Genomic DNA, 19,795 nt, shown 5'->3' on the forward strand with positions numbered 1-19,795 from the left:
CTGGGCATGCCCCAGCTGCCGGCCCCCGACTTCCCGGCCGACGTACGCGCCCGGCTCGAAGCGGACGCGAAGGAGGTCATCGCCCGCTACCCCGACAGCCGCTCCGCGCTGCTGCCGCTGCTGCACCTGACGCAGTCGGAAGAGGGGTACGTCTCCCGCACCGGCATCCGGTTCTGCGCCGAGGTCCTCGGGCTGACCACCGCCGAGGTCACGGCCGTGGCCACCTTCTACACGATGTACCGGCGCAAGGCCTCCGGCGACTACCAGGTCGGCGTCTGCACCAACACGCTGTGCGCGGTCATGGGCGGCGACGCCATCTTCGAGGAGCTCAAGGAGCACCTCGGGGTCGGCAACAACGAGACCACCCCGGACGGCAAGGTCACGCTGGAGCACATCGAGTGCAACGCGGCCTGCGACTACGCCCCGGTGGTGATGGTCAACTGGGAGTTCTTCGACAACCAGACCCCCCAGTCCGCCAAGGCCATGGTGGACGACCTGCTCGCCGGCCGCCCCGTCGCTCCCACCCGGGGCGCCCCGCTGTGCACGTACAAGGAGACCGCCCGGATCCTGGCCGGCTTCCCGGACGAGCGCCCCGGCGCGGTCGAGGCCAGCGGCGGCGCCGGCCCCGCCTCCCTGATCGGCCTGCGCATCGCGCGCGGCGAGACCCCGCAGCACGGCAAGGTCGTACACCCGCGTGGCGAGGCCGCGGCCGGCACCGAGGAGGGGGAGTGATGTCGGTGACCACCGAGATGCACGAGAACGGCGCCCCGGAGAAGCTGCTGGCACCCGTGCTGTCGGCGTTCTGGGACGAGCCGCGGTCGTGGACGCTGGAGACCTACCGGCGCCACGAGGGGTACGAGGGTCTGCGCAAGGCGCTCGCGATGACCCCGGACGACCTCATCGCGTACGTGAAGGACTCGGGCCTGCGCGGACGCGGCGGCGCGGGCTTCCCCACCGGAATGAAGTGGCAGTTCATCCCGCAGGGCGACGGAAAGCCGCACTACCTCGTCGTGAACGCGGACGAGTCGGAGCCGGGAACCTGCAAGGACATCCCCCTTCTCTTCGCCAATCCGCACTCCCTCGTCGAGGGAATGATCATCGCCTGTTACGCGATCCGGTCGGAGCACGCCTTCATCTACCTGCGCGGCGAGACCGTGCCGGTGCTGCGACGCCTGCACGAGGCGGTGCGCGAGGCGTACGAGGCCGGCTACCTCGGCAAGGACATTCTGGGAAGCGGCCTCAACCTCGACATCACGGTGCACGCGGGAGCGGGCGCGTACATCTGCGGCGAGGAGACGGCACTGCTCGACTCCCTCGAAGGCCGGCGCGGTCAGCCCCGGCTGCGTCCTCCCTTCCCTGCCGTCGAAGGGCTCTACGCGTGCCCCACTGTCGTCAATAACGTCGAGTCGATCGCCTCGGTTCCCGCGATCCTGAACCGGGGCAAGGACTGGTTCAAGGCGATGGGGACCGAGAAGTCCCCCGGATTCACGCTGTACTCGCTCTCCGGGCACGTCGTCGCACCCGGCCAGTACGAGGCCCCGCTCGGCATCACCCTGCGCCAGCTCCTCGACATGAGCGGCGGGATGCGCCCCGGACACCGGCTGAAGTTCTGGACCCCGGGCGGCTCCTCCACCCCGATGTTCACGGACGAGCACCTCGACGTCCCGCTCGACTACGAGGGCGTCGGCGCCGCCGGCTCGATGCTCGGCACCAAGGCCCTCCAGTGCTTCGACGAGACGACCTGCGTCGTGCGCGCCGTCACCCGGTGGACCGAGTTCTACGCGCACGAGTCCTGCGGCAAGTGCACCCCCTGCCGCGAAGGAACGTACTGGCTGGTCCAGTTGCTCCGCGACATCGAGGCCGGCAAGGGCGTCATGTCCGACCTCGACAAGCTGAACGACATCGCCGACAACATCAACGGCAAGTCGTTCTGCGCGCTCGGCGACGGCGCCGCCAGCCCGATCTTCTCCTCGCTCAAGTACTTCCGCGCGGAGTACGAGCAGCACATCACGGGCAAGGGCTGCCCCTTCGACCCCAAGAAGTCGACCCTCTGGGCTGACACGGAGGTGAACGCGTGACCGTCACCAGTAACGCCCCCGCGGGTGGCGGCGAGGTCGCGGGGCGGCCGAAGGCCGCCGAGGACTCGGTGTCCCTGACCATCGACGGCGTCGAACTGTCGGTACCCAAGGGAACCCTGGTCATCCGGGCCGCCGAGCAGATCGGCATCGAGATCCCCCGGTTCTGCGACCACCCGCTCCTGGACCCCGTCGGCGCCTGCCGCCAGTGCATCGTCGAGGTGGAGGGCCAGCGCAAGCCGATGGCCTCCTGCACCATCACCTGCACCGACGGCATGGTCGTCAAGACGCAGCTGACCTCCGAGGTCGCCGAGAAGTCCCAGCGCGGGGTGATGGAGCTGCTGCTCATCAACCACCCGCTGGACTGCCCGGTCTGCGACAAAGGCGGCGAGTGCCCGCTGCAGAACCAGGCGATGTCGCACGGACAGAGCGACTCGCGTTTCGAGGGCAAGAAGCGCACGTACGAGAAGCCGGTGCCGATCTCCACGCAGGTGCTGCTGGACCGCGAGCGGTGCGTGCTGTGCGCGCGCTGCACCCGCTTCTCCACGCAGGTCGCCGGCGACCCGATGATCGAGCTCCTGGAACGCGGCGCGCTCCAGCAGGTCGGCATCGGCGAGGGCGACCCGTTCGAGTCGTACTTCTCCGGCAACACCATCCAGATCTGTCCCGTCGGCGCCCTCACCTCGGCCGCCTACCGGTTCCGCTCCCGCCCGTTCGACCTCGTCTCCTCCCCGAGCGTGTGCGAGCACTGCGCGGGCGGCTGCGCGACCCGGACCGACCACCGGCGCGGGAAGGTGCTGCGCCGGATGGCCGCCGAGGACCCCGAGGTCAACGAGGAGTGGATCTGCGACAAGGGCCGCTTCGGGTTCCGCTACGCGCAGCGCCCGGACCGGCTCACCACCCCGCTGGTGCGCGGCACCGACGGGGTCCTCGCCCCGGCGAGCTGGCCCGAGGCGCTGGAGGCCGCGGCCGCGGGGCTCGCCGCCGCGCGCGGCCGGGCCGGCGTCCTGACCGGCGGGCGGCTCACCGTCGAGGACGCGTACGCGTACGCCAAGTTCGCCCGGGTCGTCCTCGACACCAACGACATCGACTTCCGGGCCCGGATCCACAGCGCGGAGGAGGCCGAGTTCCTGGCCGCCACCGTCGCCGGCACCGGCAAGGACCTCGACGGCAGCGGGGTGACGTACGCGAAGCTGGAGGCGGCGCCCGCCGTCCTGCTCGTCGGCATCGAGTCCGAGGAGGAGGCCCCCGGGGTCTTCCTGCGGCTGCGCAAGGCCCACCGCAAGCACAAGCAGCGGACCTTCGCCCTCGCCCCGTTCGCCACCCGCGGCCTGGAGAAGGCGGGCGGCACACTGCTGGCCGCCGCCCCCGGCACCGAGCCCGAGTGGCTGGACGCCCTCGCCTCCCGGACCGGCCTGGAGGCCGGCGGGGCCGAGGCCGCCGAGGCGCTGCGGCGGCCCGGCGCGGTCGTCGTCGTCGGGGAGCGCCTCGCGGGCGTGCCCGGCGCGCTGACCGCAGCCGTACGGGCCGCCACCGCGACCGGGGCCACGCTGGTGTGGATCCCGCGCCGGGCCGGGGAGCGGGCCGCCGTCGAGGCGGGCGCCCTGCCGTCGCTGCTGCCCGGCGGCCGCCCGGCCACCGATCCGCGGGCCCGAGACGAGGTCAGGGCGGCCTGGGGCCTGGACGAACTCCCGCACCGCTACGGCCGTGACACCGGGCAGATCGTCGAGGCCGCCGCCGGACGCGAACTCTCCGCCCTGCTGGTCGCGGGCGTCGAGATCGCGGACCTGCCGGACCCGGCCCGCGCCCGGACCGCCCTCCAGGAGGCGTTCGTCGTCTCCCTGGAGCTGCGGCCCAGCGAGGTCACCGACCGCGCCGACGTGGTGCTCCCGGTCGCCGCGGTCGCCGAGAAGGAGGGCGCGTTCATCAACTGGGAGGGCCGGGTCCGCCCGTTCGAGGCCGCGCTCAAGCCCGACCAGATGACCCGCCGGCTCGCCCCCGCCGACCACCGCGTGCTGCACATGCTGGCCGACGCGGCCGAGCGGCCGATCGCGCTGCCCGACGTACACGCCGTACGCCGGGAGCTCGACCGGCTCGGCCCGTGGGCCGGGGAGCGCGCCGAGGAGCAGTCCACCGGCACGGAGCCGCTGCCCCGCCCCGCCGCGGGCGAGGCGGTCCTCGCGGGCCACCGGCTGCTGCTGGACCAGGGCCGTCTCCAGGACGGGGACGAGGCGCTGGCCGGCACCCGGCACGAGGCGAGTGCCCGGCTGTCGGCCGCCACGGCCGCCGAGACGGGCGTCAAGGACGGCGACGTCCTCGCGGTCACCGGCCCGGCCGGCTCCGTGGAACTACCGCTGCGGATCACCGAGATGCCCGACCGGGTGGTCTGGCTCCCGCTGAACTCCACCGGCCGCGGCGTCCTCGCCGACGCCGGAGCCCGCCCGGGCACCCTCGTACGGATCGGCCCGGCGACCGCGGCCGACAGCAGCGGCACCGATGCGGAGGTGGGCGCGTGAACGCGGTACAGCTCGCTGCCGAGGACCTCTCCCTGTTCGGCAGGGACGTCTGGTGGCTCGTCGTCGTCAAGGCGGTGTTCTGCTTCGCCTTCCTGATGGTGACCGTGCTCTTCTCCATCGTGTGGGAGCGCAAGGTCGTCGCCTGGATGCAGCTGCGCATCGGCCCCAACCGGCACGGCCCCTGGGGCATGCTCCAGTCGCTCGCCGACGGCGTGAAGCTGATGCTCAAGGAAGACATCATCGTCAAGCGGGCCGACAAGGTGGTCTACGTCCTGGCCCCGATCATCGCGGCGATCCCGGCCTTCATGGCCATCGCGGTGATCCCCTTCGGTCCGCCCGGCGACGAGGTCTCGATCTTCGGCCAGCGCACCACGATGCAGCTCACCGACCTGCCGATCGCGATGCTCTACATCCTCGCGGTCGCCTCGGTCGGCATCTACGGCATCGTCCTCGCCGGCTGGTCCTCGGGCTCGACGTACCCGCTGCTCGGGGGCTTGCGCTCCTGCGCGCAGATGATCTCGTACGAGATCGCGATGGGCGCGGCGTTCGCCTCGGTCTTCCTCTACTCCGGGTCGATGTCGACCTCGGCGATCGTGGAGGCGCAGGCGGACCGCTGGTACATCATCCTGCTGCCGGTCTCGTTCATCATCTACGTCATCACGATGGTCGGCGAGACGAACCGCGCCCCCTTCGACATGCCGGAGTCCGAGGGCGACCTCGTCGGCGGCTTCAACACCGAGTACTCCTCCATCAAGTTCGCGCTGTTCATGCTGGCCGAGTACGTCAACATGGTCACCGTCTCGGCGGTCTCGGTCACCCTCTTCCTCGGCGGCTGGCGGGCCCCGGCCCCCATCTCCACGTACTGGGAGGGCGCGAACCACGGCTGGTGGCCGATGCTCTGGTTCGTCATCAAGGTCCAGCTGCTGCTGTTCTTCTTCATCTGGCTGCGCGGCACGCTGCCCCGCGTCCGCTACGACCAGCTGATGAAGCTCGGCTGGAAGGTCCTGATCCCGGTCTCCGTGGTCTGGCTCATGCTCGTCGCCACCGTCCGCGCGCTGCGGAACGAGAACTACGACTTCCAGCAGATCGTGCTCTACGTCGGCGGCGGAGTCATCGCGATCCTGCTGCTGTCCTTCGTCGCCGACCTCTTCCGCGACAAGAAGGCGAAGGCGGCCGCCGAGGAGGCCGGAAAGACGGCGGCGGGCGCGGACTTCGACCCGCTGGCGGGCGGGTTCCCCGTACCGCCCAAGCCCGGCCAGGAGCTGGCACCCGTACCGCGCAGGCGGCCCCGCCACGAGCGGGAGCTGATTGTCAGTGGCGGGACGAATACTGACAGTGACCGAGAGGAGGGTGCTGAGAATGCCTGACGCGGAGAACGAGAAGTGGCAGAACCCGGTGGCCGGCTTCGGCGTGACCTTCAAGGCCATGTTCAAGAAGCGCCTCACCGAGCAGTACCCGGAGCAGCAGAAGACCACCGCACCGCGCTTCCACGGCCGGCACCAGCTCAACCGGCACCCGGACGGTCTGGAGAAGTGCATCGGGTGTGAACTGTGCGCCTGGGCCTGTCCCGCCGACGCCATCTACGTGGAGGGCGCGGACAACACGGAGGAGGAGCGCTACTCCCCGGGCGAGCGGTACGGCGCGGTCTACCAGATCAACTACGCCCGCTGCATCCTGTGCGGGCTGTGCATCGAGGCCTGCCCGACCCGCGCGCTGACGATGACGAACGAGTTCGAACTGGCCGACTCCAGCCGCGAATCGCTCATCTACACCAAGGAGCAGCTGCTCGCCGGTCTGACCGAGGGCATGGTCGAGGCCCCGCACCCGATGTACCCGGGCGCGGACGACCAGGACTACTACCGGGGGCTGGTGACCGGTGCGGCTCCGGGTACGGAGCGCCAGGTCGCCGTCTCCAAGGGCGAGCAGGCGGCGCCCTCCGAGGGGGTGGGGGCGTGAGCGCCATCGCCGCGGCCGCCACGGTCACCTCCACCGGCGAGGCGGTGCAGTTCTGGGTCCTCGCCACCATCGCCGTCATCGGCGCCCTGTCCACGATCCTGATGAAGAAGGCCGTGCACAGCGCGCTGAGCCTCGCCGGGACGATGATCATCCTGGCGGTCTTCTACCTCGCCAACGGGGCCTACTTCCTGGGCGTCGTCCAGGTCATCGTCTACACCGGCGCCATCATGATGCTGTTCCTCTTCGTGGTCATGCTCGTCGGCGTCACCGCCGCGGACTCTCTCAAGGAGACGCTCAAGGGCCAGCGCTGGATGGCCGTGCTCTGCGCCCTCGGCTTCGGCACCCTGCTGATCGCCGGCATCGCCCACGCCCGGCTGGACCACTTCACCGGGCTCGGCCGGATCAACTCCGGCGGGCACGTCGAAGGCCTGGCCACGCTGATCTTCACCAAGTACGTGTTCGCCTTCGAGATCACCGGCGCCCTGCTGATCACCGCGGCCGTCGGCGCGATGGTCCTCACCCACCGCGAGCGCACGGAGCGGGCCGCCACCCAGCGCGAGCTCGCCGAGCGGCGCGTACGCGAGGGCGTCCAGCTCCCGCCGCTGCCCGCCCCCGGCGTCTACGCCCGGCACAACGCGGTCGACGTCGCCGGTCTGCTGCCGGACGGCACCCCGTCCGAGCTGACCGTCAGCAAGACGCTGCGCGCCCGCGGCCAGATCCGGGACGTCTCCGGCGAGGCGCTCAGCGACCTGAAGGCGCTGGAACAGGCCTCGGCGGAGCGCCTCGGCCGTGAGGAGGCCTCCAAGTGAATCCGGTCAACTACCTGTACCTGGCCGCCCTGCTGTTCACCATCGGGGCCTCCGGCGTGCTCATCCGCAAGAACGCGATCGTGCTGTTCATGTGCGTCGAGCTGATGCTCAACGCCTGCAACCTCGCCTTCGTCGCCTTCTCCCGGATGCACGGCAACCTCGACGGCCAGATCATCGCGTTCTTCACGATGGTCGTCGCCGCCGCGGAGGTCGTGGTCGGCCTGGCGATCATCGTGTCGCTCTTCCGTACCCGCCACTCGGCCTCGGTCGACGACGCCAGCCTGATGAAGCTGTAAGGGGCGCTCACAGTGGAGAATCTGATCGGGCTGCTGATCGCGGCGCCCCTGCTCGGGGCGGTGGTGCTGCTCTGCGGCGGCCGACGCCTCGACAAGGCCGGGCACTGGCTCGGCACCCTGTTCGCAGCCGCCTCCTTCGGGATCGGCGTGGTCCTGTTCGCCGACCTGCTCGGGCGCGCCGCCGAGGACCGGACCCTGCACGAGAAGGTGTACACCTGGATCCCGGTCGAGGGCTTCCAGGCGGACGTCGCCTTCCAGCTGGACCAGCTCTCGATGACCTTCGTCCTGCTGATCTCCGGGGTGGGCACGCTCATCCACGTGTACTCGATCGGGTACATGGAGCACGACGAGCGCCGGCGCCGCTTCTTCGGCTACCTCAACCTCTTCCTCGCGGCGATGCTGCTGCTGGTCCTCGCCGACAACTACCTGCTGCTGTACGTCGGCTGGGAGGGCGTGGGCCTGGCCTCGTACCTGCTCATCGGCTTCTGGCAGCACAAGCCCAGCGCGGCGACCGCCGCGAAGAAGGCCTTCCTGGTCAACCGGGTCGGCGACATGGGCCTGTCGATCGCGATCATGCTGATGTTCACCACCTTCGGGACCTTCGCCTTCGGGCCGGTGTTCGCCTCGGTCGGCAACGCGACCGAGGGCAAGCTGACGGCGATCGCCCTGATGCTGCTGCTCGCCGCCTGCGGCAAGTCGGCCCAGGTCCCGCTGCAGTCCTGGCTCGGGGACGCGATGGAGGGCCCGACCCCGGTCTCGGCCCTGATCCACGCGGCGACGATGGTGACGGCGGGCGTGTACCTGATCGTCCGCTCGGCCGCCGTCTTCAACGGGGCGCCGGACGCCCAGCTGGTGGTCACCGTCGTCGGCGCGGTCACGCTGCTCTTCGGTGCGATCGTCGGTTGCGCGAAGGACGACATCAAGAAGGCCCTCGCCGGGTCGACGATGTCCCAGATCGGCTACATGATCCTGGCGGCGGGCCTCGGCCCCATCGGGTACGTCTTCGCGATCATGCACCTGGTGACGCACGGCTTCTTCAAGGCCGGCCTCTTCCTCGGCGCGGGTTCCGTCATGCACGGGATGAACGACGAGGTGGACATGCGCAAGTACGGCGCCCTGCGCAAGTTCATGCCGGTCACCTTCGTCACCTTCGGCCTCGGCTACCTGGCGATCATCGGATTCCCCGGCCTGTCCGGCTTCTTCTCCAAGGACATGATCATCGAGGCGGCCTTCGCCAAGGGCGGCACCCAGGGCTGGATCCTCGGCGGGGTCACCCTGCTGGGCGCCGGCATCACCGCCTTCTACATGACCCGCGTCATGCTCCTCACCTTCTTCGGCGAGAAGCGCTGGCAGCCGGACGCGGAAGGCCACGCGCCGCACCCGCACGAGTCCCCGAAGTCCATGACCGTCCCGATGGTCATCCTGGCGTTCGGGTCGGTCTTCGCCGGCGCGTTCTTCGAGATCGGCGAGCGCTTCCTGAAGTGGCTGGAGCCCGTCACCGGTTACGAGCACGGCGACTCGCCGGTCAGCGCCGTGGCGGTGACCGCGTCCACCATGGTGGTCCTGGTCGTCGGCGTCGCCATCGCCTGGTCGATGTACGGCCGCAGGCCCGTTCCGGTGGTCGCCCCGCGCGGCTCGCTCCTCACCCGGGCGGCCCGGCGGGACCTGCTCCAGGACGACTTCAACCACGTCGTCCTGGTGCGCGGCGGGGAGCACCTGACCCGCTCGCTCGTGTACGTCGACCACAGCCTCGTCGACGGGGTGGTCAACGGGACGGCCGCCTCGGTCGGCGGGCTCTCGGGCCGGCTGCGCAAGCTGCAGAACGGCTACGCCCGCAGCTACGCGGTCTCGATGTTCGGGGGGACGGCGATCCTCATCGCCGCGACCCTGCTGATGAGGGCGGTGTGAAATGAGTTTCCCGCTTCTGACGGTGACGGCCGCGGTACCCGCGGTCGGAGCCGTCCTGACGGCGGCCGTCCCGGCCGCCCGCAGGACCGCCGCCAAATGGCTCGCGCTGCTCTTCTCCCTGGCGACCCTGGCCCTGGCCGTGCTCGTCGCCGTCCGCTTCGAGCCCGGTGGCGCCCGCTACCAGCTCACCGAATCCCACGCCTGGATCCCCGACTTCGGGGTCCGCTACGAACTGGGCGTGGACGGCATCGGGGTGGCGCTCATCGCGCTCACCGCCCTGCTGATCCCGTTCGTCATCGCGGCGGGCTGGAACGACGCCGACACTTCCCCGAGCTCTTCGAGCAGGGGAGGCCCCAAGGAGACCGCCTCCTACCGCTGGCGGCCGACGCAAGGGTTCTTCGCCCTGATCCTGATGGTCGAGGCGATGGTGATCATCTCCTTCGAGGCCACCGACGTCTTCCTCTTCTACATCTTCTTCGAAGCCATGCTCATCCCGATGTACTTCCTCATCGGCGGCTTCGGGGACCGGGCACACGCAGGCAGCGACGAGAACGCGGCCGCGCAGCGCTCGTACGCGGCGGTCAAGTTCCTCCTCTACAACCTGGCCGGCGGCCTGATCATGCTCGCCGCCGTCATCGGGCTGTACGTGGTCGCCGGGAACTTCTCGCTCCAGGAGATCACCGCCGCCCGCGCCGCGGGCACGCTCGACATGGCGACCAACACCGAGCGGCTGCTGTTCCTCGGCTTCTTCTTCGCCTTCGCGGTGAAGGCCCCGCTGTGGCCGCTGCACACCTGGCTGCCGAACGCGATGGGCGAGTCCACCGCCCCGGTGGCCGTCCTGATCACCGCGGTCGTCGACAAGGTCGGCACCTTCGCGATGCTCCGCTTCTGTCTCGGGCTCTTCCCCGACGCCAGCAAGTGGGCCACGCCGGTGATCCTCGTCCTGGCCCTGATCAGCATCGTCTACGGCGCGCTGCTCGCCGTCGGCCAGCGGGACATCAAGCGGCTGGTCGCGTACGCGTCGATCTCGCACTTCGGCTTCATCATCCTGGGCATCTTCGCGATGACCTCCCAGGGCCAGTCGGGCGCGACGCTGTACATGGTCAACCACGGGCTCTCGACGGCGGCGCTGATGCTGGTGGCCGGCTTCCTGATCTCGCGGCGCGGCTCGCGGCTCATCGCCGACTACGGCGGTGTGCAGAAGGTGGCCCCGGTGCTCGCCGGCACCTTCCTGATCGGCGGCCTCGCCACCCTCTCGCTGCCGGGCCTGGCCCCGTTCGTCAGCGAATTCCTGGTCCTGGTCGGCACGTACGCCCGGTACCCGGTCGTCGGCATCATCGCCACCTTCGGGATCGTGCTGGCCGCGCTCTACACCCTGGTGCTCTACCAGCGCACCATGACCGGCCCCGTGAAGGAGGAGGTCCGCACGATGCCGGACCTGCACCTGCGGGAAATGCTGGTGGTCGCCCCGCTGATCGCCCTGCTGATCGGGCTCGGCGTCTACCCGAAGGTGCTCACCGACATCGTCAACCCGGCGGTCGAGCACACCATGTCCGACGTGAAGCGGACGGACCCGAAGCCCGAGGTGGCTGTCGAGGCCGTGCCCGCGAAGAATGGGGAGGCGGCGAAGTGAGCACCCTGACTGCTGCCCACGGCCTGCCGGTACTGGCGGCCGCCGCTCCGGTGGACCGGATCCCGGCTCCGCACATCGAGTACGCGCAGCTCGCGCCCACGCTCATCGTGGTGGGCGCGGCGATCCTCGGCGTCCTCGTCGAGGCGTTCGTACCGCGCAAGTCCCGCTACTACGTGCAGGTGTTCCTGGCCGTCGCCGCGCTGGCCGCGGCCTTCGCGGCGGTCGTCGGCCTCGCCGCCGGCGGGTACGCGAGCGGCAAGGCGCAGATCGCCGCGATGGGCGCCATCGCCGTGGACGGCCCGGCGCTGTTCCTGCAGGGCACCATCCTGCTGGCCTCGGTCGTGGCGGTCTTCACCTTCGCGGAGCGGCGCCTGGACCCGGCCGCGCACGGCAACCGGGTGGACTCCTTCGCCGCCCAGGCGGCGTCCGTACCGGGCAGCGAGAGCGAGAAGGCCGCCGTGAAGGCGGGCTTCACCACCACCGAGGTGTTCCCGCTCGCGCTGTTCGCGATCGCCGGAATGCTGATCTTCCCGGCGGCCAACGACCTGCTGACGCTGTTCGTGGCCCTGGAGGTCTTCTCCCTCCCGCTGTACCTGCTCTGCGCCGTCGCCCGCCGCCAGCGGCTGATGTCGCAGGAGGCGGCGGTCAAGTACTTCCTGCTCGGCGCCTTCTCGTCGGCGTTCCTGCTCTTCGGCATCGCGCTGGTGTACGGCTACGCGGGCTCCGTCTCGTACGCGGTGATCGCGGACGTGGTGGACGGCACGGTCCAGACGGTCGACCCGGCGCTCGCGAGCACCATGGGCAACGACGCGCTGCTGCTGATCGGCGGCGCGCTGATCCTGACGGGCCTGCTGTTCAAGGTCGGCGCGGTCCCCTTCCACATGTGGACGCCGGACGTCTACCAGGGTGCCCCGACGCCGGTGACCGGCTTCATGGCGGCGGCGACGAAGGTGGCCGCGTTCGGCGCGCTGCTGCGCCTGCTGTACGTGGTCCTGCCGGGTCTGCGCTGGGACTGGCGGCCGGTGATGTGGGGCGTCGCGATCGTCACGATGCTGGCGGGCGCGGTGATCGCCGTGACCCAGACCGACGTCAAGCGGCTCCTGGCCTACTCCTCGATCGCGCACGCGGGCTTCATCCTGGCCGGTGTGATCGCCACCTCGGCGGAGGGCGTCCAGTCCGTCCTCTTCTACCTGGCCGCGTACTCCTTCGTGACGATCGGCGCCTTCGCGGTGGTCACGCTGGTGCGCGACGCGGGCGGCGAGGCGACGCACCTGTCCAAGTGGGCGGGGCTGGGGCGGCGTTCGCCGCTGACGGCGGCCGTCTTCGCGGTGTTCCTGCTGGCCTTCGCCGGCATCCCGCTCACGTCCGGCTTCGCCGGGAAGTTCGCCGTGTTCAAGGCGGCGGCGGAGGGCGGCGCCGGGGCGCTGGTCGTGGTCGGTGTCGTCTCGTCCGCGATCGCCGCGTTCTTCTACATCCGGGTGATCGTCCTGATGTTCTTCAGCGAGCCGAAGGCCGACGGCCCGACGGTCGCGGTGCCGTCGCCGCTGACGATGACCACCATCGCGGTGGGCGTCGCGGTCACCCTGGTCCTGGGCCTGGCGCCGCAGTACTTCCTGGACCTGGCGGGACAGGCGAGCACGTTCGTCCGCTGACCGCTCCGCCCGGCACGGCCAAGGGCCCGGCTCCCGTTGGGGAACCGGGCCCTTCGCCGTGGTCGGGCCGCCGTGGTCGGAACCGTCGCGATCGGATCGCCGCGGGCCGGACGCCGCTAGTGGCCGTGCGCGTGCGCGGGCTTCGCCGGGGCGGCGGCCTTGCCCGGGCAGGTCAGTGCGGGGTTCCAGTTGTGGAAGCGCCCGGCCGGGTTCTCCTTGTACGCCCACATGTGCAGGTCGTAGTGCTTGGGCATGCCCGCCCAGTGGCCCGGCATGGGCCCGTCGAAGGGCAGCCCGAACATGCTGGGCCGGTCATCGGTGGTCTTCAGGTCCTGGTCCCGGTCGGTGGACATCCACTCCACGGTCTGGAGCCGGCGACGGCCGTTGCGGTCCTTCTCCGTGCTGTAGAGGAGCGCGGTCGGCCTGCCGGGGTCCTTCGAACCCCAGTTGGCCTGCTTGACGTAGTGGTAGCCCATGGCGCCCACCCCGAACGGGTTGGTCATGCAGTCCTGGCCGTGGGGGACGTACCCGTCCTTGAGGGCCTGCCGCTCGTCCGCGTACTTGGCCGTCACCGCGATCGCCGTCGCCATGTCCCGCATGGCCTTCCGGTCGCGCGGGTCGGGCGCGGGCCCCTCGACCCCGTGGGCCGGGGCCACGGCGACCAGGCCGAGCGACACGGCGGCCGCGCAGGTGACGAAGGTCTTCAGGCTGCGTACGGTCATGGCGGCGGCTCCTCGCGGTGGGGGTACGGGGTACGGGTTTCCGCGTCCGTTCGTCCGTCCACCATCCCGGCCCGCCCCGACCGGCGCACGCGGCGCGCCTCCGAACGGGGCCCCGGCGACGCCTCAGGCGCGGGCCGCGTACGCCCGTACGTCCGCGTCGGGGTCGGCGACCGCCGTGGCGAGGGCCTTGCGGGCGCCCTCCGCTTCCCGGTGGGTCAGCAGCGCGAGGACGGCTGCCTTGCGCACATCGGCGTTGGCGTCGGCCAGTGCGCCCGCCAGCGCAGCCACGGCCACCCCGGGGTCCGCGGCCGACAGCGCGGCCGCGGCCCCGGCCCGGACCTGCCAGGCGGGGTCGGCCAGCGCCGCCACGGCGGCGTCGGCGTACCGCCCCGGGCAGCCGGCCCGGGCCAGGGCCCCGAGGGCGGCGCCCCGCACCAGCGGATCCGGGTCGCCGAGCAGCGGGTCCAGCGGGGCCGGAGCCGGGGCGTGCACCGCGGCCAGTCCCCTGGCGACCGTCACCCGGACCTCACGCGCCGGATCCCCGGCGGCTGCGGACAGCGCCGACACCGCGTCCACGGAGACCAGCGCCCGCACGGCGTGGACACGGACCTCCACGTCCGGGTCGGCCAGTGCGGCGGCGTACAGCCCGGTGTCCCCCAGCCGCAGCACCCGCAGGGCTTCGAGCGCCGCCGAGCGCACCGCCGGGTCGGGCACGGCGAGGGCGGCGCGCAGCCCGGGGCCCAGCTCCGGCCCGCCCGGCAGGACCTCCAGCAGCTCGCGCAGCGCGGCCGCGGCCGCGCCCCGCACGGCGGGGTCGCGGTCCACGAGCCGGGCGGCCAGCGCCGGCCCGGCCCCGGCGGGGACGGTCTCGCCGAGCGCGGCCACCGCGGCGGCCCGCACGCCCGGATCGGGGTCGTCGAGATAGGGGACCAGGACGTCGAGGCCGGGTGCCTCTTCCACCAGGGCGAGCAGTTCCAGGATCCGGGGCGACGCGTCCCCCGTACGGCCCGCGGCCCGGCCCTGCGGTCCGCCGGTCGCCTCGGGCGGGGCGGCCTCCCCGCCCACGGGCCCGGCTCCGGGTGCCCCCGGCCCTTCCGCCCGCGCCGCCGGAGGCGACAGGCGGGGGCCGGCCGTCGCCACCGGGACCGGTTCGACCTCGCCCAGGTGCCGTTCGGGGCCGCCGAGCGGGGTGAACCCGTCCACCGGCACCAGGTACGGCTCCACCGCCCGCGCGGTGAACTCCATCGCCCCCGAAGCCGACTTGCGCAGGTCCAGGTGGTGCAGCCAGCCCGCGTCGTTCCGCTCCGGATGGTCGGTCCGCTCGTGGTACAGGCCCCAGCGGGACTCGGTCCGGGCCAGCGAGGCCCGGGCGGCCATCTCCGCGCAGTCCCGGATGAAGGACACCTCCGCGCACCGCATGAGCTCGTGCGCGGTGGTGGCCCCCATCCGCTCGATCTCCCCGGCCATGCGGGCGAACGCCTCGACGGCCAGCGACAGCTTCGCGCCGGTCTTGGGCGGAGCCACGTAGTCGTTGACGAAGCGCCGGAGCTTGTACTCCACCTGCGGCTGCGGCGGCCCGTCCGGGTTGCGCAGCGGCCGGTAGACCAGCTCGTGGGCCGCCGCCAGCTGGTCGGCCGGCAACTCGCCCTCGTACGCGGTGTACCGGGACGCGTCCTCGCCCGCCAGGTCGCCGAAGACGAACGCCCCGATCATGTAGTTGTGCGGTACGGAGGCCAGGTCCCCGGCCGCGTACAGCCGGGGCACGGTGGTGCGGGCGTGCGCGTCGACCCGTACGCCCGAGGCGGAGTGGCCGCCGCACAGGCCGATCTCCGAGATGTGCATCTCGATGTCGTGGGTGCGGTAGTCGTGGCCCCGGTTCGCGTGGAAGGTGCCGCGCGTCGGCCGCTCGGTGGTGTGCAGGATCGATTCGAGGGCGGCGACGGACTCCTCGGGAAGGTGGCTTAGCTTGAGGTACACCGGGCCCCGGTCAGAGGCGAGTTCGGCCGCGAACTCCGACATCATCTGGCCCGACCAGTAGTCGCAGTCCACGAACCGCTCGCCGTGCCGGTTGACCTGGTAGCCGCCGAAGGGGTTCGCGACGTAGGCGCACGCCGGGCCGTTGTAGTCCTTGATCAGCGGATTGATCTGGAAGCACTCGATCCCGGTCAGCGCGGCGCCCGCGTGGTAGGCCATGGCGTAGCCGTCGCCCGCGTTCGTGGGGTTCTCGTAGGTTCCGTAGAGGTATCCGGAAGCCGGGAGTCCGAGTCGTCCGCAAGGTCCGGTGGCGAGGATCACCGCGCCCGCGCGGACCGTCACGAAGGCGCCGGTACGGGTGTTGAGGGCGGCGGCGCCGACGGCCCGGCCGTCCTCGGGCGAGGTCAGGACGCGGACGGGCATCACCCGGTTCTCGATGCGGATGCGCTCGCGCATCTCGCGGCGGCGCAGCTGCCGGTAGAGGACCTTCTTGACGTCCTTGCCCTCGGGCATCGGCAGCACGTACGAGCCGGAGCGGTGGACCTGGCGGACCGCGTACTCGCCGTGCTCGTCCTTCTCGAACTTCACCCCGTACGACTCCAGGCGCCGCACCATCGCGAAGCCGCGGGTGGCGGTCTGGCGGACCGTGGACTGGTCGACGACGCCGTCGTTGGCGCGGGTGATCTCGGCGACGTAGTCGTCGGGCTCGGCGCGGCCGGGGATGACGGCGTTGTTGACCCCGTCCATGCCCATGGCGAGGGCGCCGGAGTGGCGCACGTGGGCCTTCTCCAGCAGCAGGACCCGCGCGCCGCGCTCGGCGGCGGTCAGCGCGGCCATGGTGCCGGCCGTGCCGCCGCCGATGACGAGGACGTCGCAGGAGAGTTCCTCGGCGTCGCCGAGCGCGGGGATGTCCATGGTGGGGCCCTTCAGAGGGAGTCGATGATCTGCCGGCGGAGGTCGGCGCGGGCGGGGTGCGGGGCGCGCGAACGGGGCTGGGGGACGTCCAGCACGCGGACCGTGTCACCGCCGAGGAGGGCGACGCGGTCGCCGAGGAACAGGGCCTCGTCGACGTCGTGGGTCACGAAGACGACGGTGGCGCCGGTGCCGGCGAGGACGTCCACGAGGAGGTCCTGCATCCCGGCGCGGGTCTGGGCGTCGAGCGCGCCGAACGGTTCGTCCATGAGGACGGCGCGGGGGCGCGCGGCGAGGGCGCGGGCCAGCTGGACGCGCTGGCGCTGGCCGCCGGAGAGCTGGTGCGGGAGCCTCCGCGCGTGCTCGGCGAGGCCGACGCGGGCCAGCCAGTCCTCGGCGCCACGGCGCCGCTCGCCGCGCGGGACGCGGCGGATGGCGAGGGGCAGCTCGACGTTGCCGCGGACGGTGCGCCAGGGCAGGAGGGCGTCGTCCTGGAACACCAGCGCCCGGTCGGCGTCCGGGCGGGTGATCTCCCGCCCGTCCTGCCGTACGGTGCCGGCGAGCGGGGGCAGCAGCCCGGCCAGGGTGCGCAGCAGCGTGGACTTCCCGCACCCGGAGGGCCCCACGACGGCCAGCACCTCCCCGGCGCGGACCCGGAGCCCGAGCCCGTCGAGGACGGGGCTGCCGTCCCGGCCGAGCCGGACCCCGTCCAGGTGGAGGTCGGCGCCGGGGGGTGCGGTGGCGGGCGCGGTGCCGGTGAGCGCCGGCGCGGTCGCGGGCATGGGTCACTCCTGTCGGTCGAGTCGTCGGACGCCGGTCGCGCCGCGGGTGTGCCGCTGCGCGGACGGTTCCGGGGTGTCCCGGGGTGTCCCGGAGGGTCACGGAGCGGCTGGTTCGCGGGGCGCGCGGCGCGGTCGCGGGCGGGACGACGCCGCGGTGGGGGCGCGCGACGGCAGCCACCGCGTCAGCCGCAGGCCCAGGCGTTCCACCGCCGTCGACGTCAGCCACCCCAGGGCGCCGATGGTGGCCATGCCGACGAAGACGCCGGGGTAGTCCACCACCGTGTAGTCCTGCCAGGTCCGGTACCCGACCCCGTACTCGCCGGAGATCATCTCCGCCGAGATCACGCAGATCCAGGACACCCCGATCCCGACCGACAGCCCGCCGAAGACCCCCGGGAGCGCCCCCGGCAGGACCACCGAGAACAGCACGCGCCGCCGCCCCCCGCCCATCGTCAGCACCGCCTCCTCCCACACCGGGGACTGAGCCGCCACCGCGTGCCGCGTCGAGACCAGCACCGGGAAGAACGCCGCCGCGCAGGTGATGAAGACGATCCCCTGCTCGTTGGACGGGAAGAGCAGGATCGCGACCGGGACCAGCGCGATCGCCGGGATCGGCCGCAGCACCTCCACGAGCGGTCCCACCAGGTCGCAGACGGTCCGCGACCGGGCGATCGCCGTGCCCGCCGCCACCCCCAGCACCGCCGCCAGCGCGAAGCCCGCCGCGATCCGGCGCAGGCTGTAGCCGAGGTCCTGCCAGTACGGGCCGGTCGACGCCCGCTCCGCGAACCTGGCCGCGACCTCCCCGACGGTCGGGAACTGCTCGAAGCGGAGCCACAGGTTCACGTCGAGCGAAGTCAGCAGCTGCCACAGTGCGAGGGCCGCCCCGAGGGACGCCACCCGCAGCAGCCGGCGACCCGGGCTCATGAGGCCAGGCCTGCGGCCTCGGCATACGACACGATCCGCGCGGCGGACCCCCCGCGCCGGTCGACGTACGACTTGGCACCCGACCCGGTGACGAACGCCCGCAGTTCGGAACCCTCCGCCACCCACACGGCCTTGTCCGCGAACCAGAGCGTGCCGGTCACCGCGTCCGGGACGTAGGCCGCCCGGACCTCCTTGCCGCGCGCCGCCCTGAGCAGGGCCGCGGGGGAGTCGAACGTCTCGGCGCGGGAGGCGCCCTGCACCCACAGCTCGGCGCGGGGCGTACCCGCGCCCGCCGACGGGTACGCGGCCGCGCCCGCCGACACCCGCTCCAGCGGCTCCGCGTCCACGAACGCGTCCACGTCCACGTCGTCGACCAGCTTCGCGTCCTTCAGCACCGGCACGTCCTGCTTCAGCGCCTCGATCAGCTCCGGCCGCAGCGCGGGGTCGAAGGTCGCGATGCCGTTCGCGCCGTTGTAGAGGTAGACCACCTCCGCCGGAAGCCCGGTCTCCTTCGCCACCGACTCGGCCGCCGCGACCGGCTCGGCGCGCAGGTAGTCCGTCGCCTTTCGCTGCGCCCGCAGGAAGTCGTCCAGTACGCCGGGCCGCGCGGCCGCGAACTTCTGCCGTACGGTCACGCCGTGGAAGGTCGGCCGGTTCAGCTCGGCGCCGTCGTACAGGGCCTTGGCCTTCCCCTCGTACACCAGCTGCCCCGGCCAGGCCACGAACTGCGACAGCGCGTCCGCGCTGCCCGCCTGGAGCGCCGAAGCGCCCACGCTGGGCTGCTGGTTGAGCTTCTGGATCCCCTTCTCCGGATCGATCCCGGCGCGCCGCAGGGCCCGTACGAGGGTGCCGTCCGCCGCCGAGCCGACGGAGGTCGAGACCTTGCGGCCCCGCAGGTCGGCGAGGGAGTCCAGCTTCGAACCGGGCGCCGTCACCACGGTGTTCAGGCCGCCGCGCAGGTTGTAGCCGGTCACGGACACGAGGCGGGTCGGCTGCTTCAGCTCCCTGCCGCGCGCCGCGTTGATGAGCAGCGGAAAGTCGCCCATCGAGCCGATGTCGATCTTCCCGGCGGTCATCTGGGCGGTGATGGGCGCGCCCGTGGCGTAGTCCTGCCAGTCGACCTTGTACGTGACCCCGTCCTTCTTGCCGCGCGCGGCCAGCTCCTCCTCGAAGTAGCCGAGGGAACGCAGCAGGGTGCCGGCGGTGACGGTGTTGATCGTCTTGGACTGGTAGCCGACGGTCACGGTCACCGTCTTCGGGCCGCCCTTGGCGTCGGCGTCGCCGCCGCACGCGGTGACCAGCGGTGCGAGCAGCAGCAGGAGGGCGGCGGGTGCGGCGGGTGCGAGGGCTCTCGTACGGCGCATCGGATGGGGGCCTTTCACCGGAGCAGGTAGGGCATGTTGACGGTCACCGCGCCCGTGGGGCAGCGGGCGGCGCACGGGCCGCAGTACCAGCACTCGTCCACGTGCATGTACGCCTTGCCGTTGTCCTCGCGGATCGCGAGCGAGTCGAGCGGACACATGTCGACGCAGAGGGTGCAGCCGTCGATGCACAGGGATTCGTCGATGGTCACGGGCACGTCGGCGCGCTGGGGGACCAGAGGCACGGCTGTCTCCAGGGAAGGGGTGAGGGGAAG

At 72.0% G+C, this 19,795-nt stretch carries 16 protein-coding genes; 10 read left to right on the forward strand and 6 right to left on the reverse strand.

The features are described from left to right. Positions 1 to 6 precede the first annotated feature (6 nt). From nuoE to nuoN, 10 genes are read left to right on the forward strand one after another with little or no spacing between them, the layout of a single operon-like run. On the forward strand, positions 7 to 732 hold the full coding sequence (gene nuoE, locus OG982_RS17505) for an NADH-quinone oxidoreductase subunit NuoE (RefSeq protein ID WP_266785717.1): 726 nt from the start codon (positions 7 to 9) through the stop codon (positions 730 to 732). Continuing rightward, positions 732 to 2,078, forward strand: a complete 1,347-nt coding sequence (gene nuoF / locus OG982_RS17510) for an NADH-quinone oxidoreductase subunit NuoF (RefSeq protein ID WP_266785715.1) — start codon at positions 732 to 734, stop codon at positions 2,076 to 2,078. Before nuoE ends, nuoF begins: the two co-directional genes overlap by 1 nt. Next, complete coding sequence (locus OG982_RS17515; protein ID WP_266785713.1) at positions 2,075 to 4,591, forward strand: NADH-quinone oxidoreductase subunit G; 2,517 nt, start codon at positions 2,075 to 2,077, stop codon at positions 4,589 to 4,591. Before nuoF ends, OG982_RS17515 begins: the two co-directional genes overlap by 4 nt. Continuing rightward, on the forward strand, positions 4,588 to 5,958 hold the full coding sequence (gene nuoH, locus OG982_RS17520) for an NADH-quinone oxidoreductase subunit NuoH (protein ID WP_266785711.1): 1,371 nt from the start codon (positions 4,588 to 4,590) through the stop codon (positions 5,956 to 5,958). The genes OG982_RS17515 and nuoH overlap by 4 nt, the downstream gene beginning before the upstream one ends. After that, on the forward strand, positions 5,951 to 6,547 hold the full coding sequence (gene nuoI / locus OG982_RS17525; RefSeq protein WP_266785709.1) for an NADH-quinone oxidoreductase subunit NuoI: 597 nt from the start codon (positions 5,951 to 5,953) through the stop codon (positions 6,545 to 6,547). Before nuoH ends, nuoI begins: the two co-directional genes overlap by 8 nt. Then, entirely contained in the window at positions 6,544 to 7,356 is an 813-nt protein-coding gene (locus tag OG982_RS17530) for an NADH-quinone oxidoreductase subunit J (protein ID WP_266785707.1), read from the forward strand. Before nuoI ends, OG982_RS17530 begins: the two co-directional genes overlap by 4 nt. After that, positions 7,353 to 7,652 (forward strand): NADH-quinone oxidoreductase subunit NuoK, encoded by a 300-nt coding sequence (nuoK, locus tag OG982_RS17535; RefSeq protein ID WP_008738417.1) that lies wholly within the window; start codon positions 7,353 to 7,355, stop codon positions 7,650 to 7,652. Before OG982_RS17530 ends, nuoK begins: the two co-directional genes overlap by 4 nt. 12 nt (positions 7,653 to 7,664) lie before the next feature. Further along, entirely contained in the window at positions 7,665 to 9,560 is a 1,896-nt protein-coding gene (gene nuoL, locus OG982_RS17540; protein WP_266785705.1) for an NADH-quinone oxidoreductase subunit L, read from the forward strand. A gap of 1 nt (position 9,561) precedes the next feature. After that, entirely contained in the window at positions 9,562 to 11,193 is a 1,632-nt protein-coding gene (locus tag OG982_RS17545) for an NADH-quinone oxidoreductase subunit M (protein ID WP_266785703.1), read from the forward strand. Between the two features lie 32 nt (positions 11,194 to 11,225). Continuing rightward, on the forward strand, positions 11,226 to 12,845 hold the full coding sequence (gene nuoN / locus OG982_RS17550) for an NADH-quinone oxidoreductase subunit NuoN (protein ID WP_266791898.1): 1,620 nt from the start codon (positions 11,226 to 11,228) through the stop codon (positions 12,843 to 12,845). A gap of 116 nt (positions 12,846 to 12,961) precedes the next feature. Here the strand turns inward: nuoN and OG982_RS17555 are convergent, their stop codons facing one another. The 6 genes from OG982_RS17555 to OG982_RS17580 form a co-directional block, all read right to left on the reverse strand. After that, positions 12,962 to 13,567: a hypothetical protein gene (locus tag OG982_RS17555; protein WP_266785701.1), complete on the reverse strand. Its 606-nt coding sequence runs from the start codon at positions 13,565 to 13,567 to the stop codon at positions 12,962 to 12,964. Between the two features lie 123 nt (positions 13,568 to 13,690). Then, positions 13,691 to 16,456 (reverse strand): fumarate reductase/succinate dehydrogenase flavoprotein subunit, encoded by a 2,766-nt coding sequence (locus OG982_RS17560; protein WP_266785699.1) that lies wholly within the window; start codon positions 16,454 to 16,456, stop codon positions 13,691 to 13,693. 11 nt (positions 16,457 to 16,467) lie between these two features. Continuing rightward, positions 16,468 to 17,235 carry an ABC transporter ATP-binding protein gene (locus OG982_RS17565; protein WP_266785697.1) on the reverse strand — a complete coding sequence of 256 codons (768 nt, stop codon included), beginning with the start codon at positions 17,233 to 17,235 and terminating at the stop codon, positions 16,468 to 16,470. A 96-nt stretch (positions 17,236 to 17,331) separates the two neighbouring features. Next, complete coding sequence (locus OG982_RS17570; protein WP_266785695.1) at positions 17,332 to 18,159, reverse strand: ABC transporter permease; 828 nt, start codon at positions 18,157 to 18,159, stop codon at positions 17,332 to 17,334. Continuing rightward, the gene (locus OG982_RS17575) at positions 18,156 to 19,523 is read right to left on the reverse strand and encodes an ABC transporter substrate-binding protein (RefSeq protein WP_266785693.1); all 1,368 of its coding nucleotides are present in this window, start codon (positions 19,521 to 19,523) and stop codon (positions 18,156 to 18,158) included. Before OG982_RS17575 ends, OG982_RS17570 begins: the two co-directional genes overlap by 4 nt. Positions 19,524 to 19,537: 14 nt before the next feature. Beyond that, positions 19,538 to 19,765 carry a ferredoxin family protein gene (locus tag OG982_RS17580; RefSeq protein ID WP_189962398.1) on the reverse strand — a complete coding sequence of 76 codons (228 nt, stop codon included), beginning with the start codon at positions 19,763 to 19,765 and terminating at the stop codon, positions 19,538 to 19,540. Between the last annotated feature and the right edge of the window lie 30 nt (positions 19,766 to 19,795).

Origin of the sequence: Streptomyces sp. NBC_01551 (assembly GCF_026339935.1) — a bacterium.
In the GTDB taxonomy this organism is placed as follows: domain Bacteria; phylum Actinomycetota; class Actinomycetes; order Streptomycetales; family Streptomycetaceae; genus Streptomyces.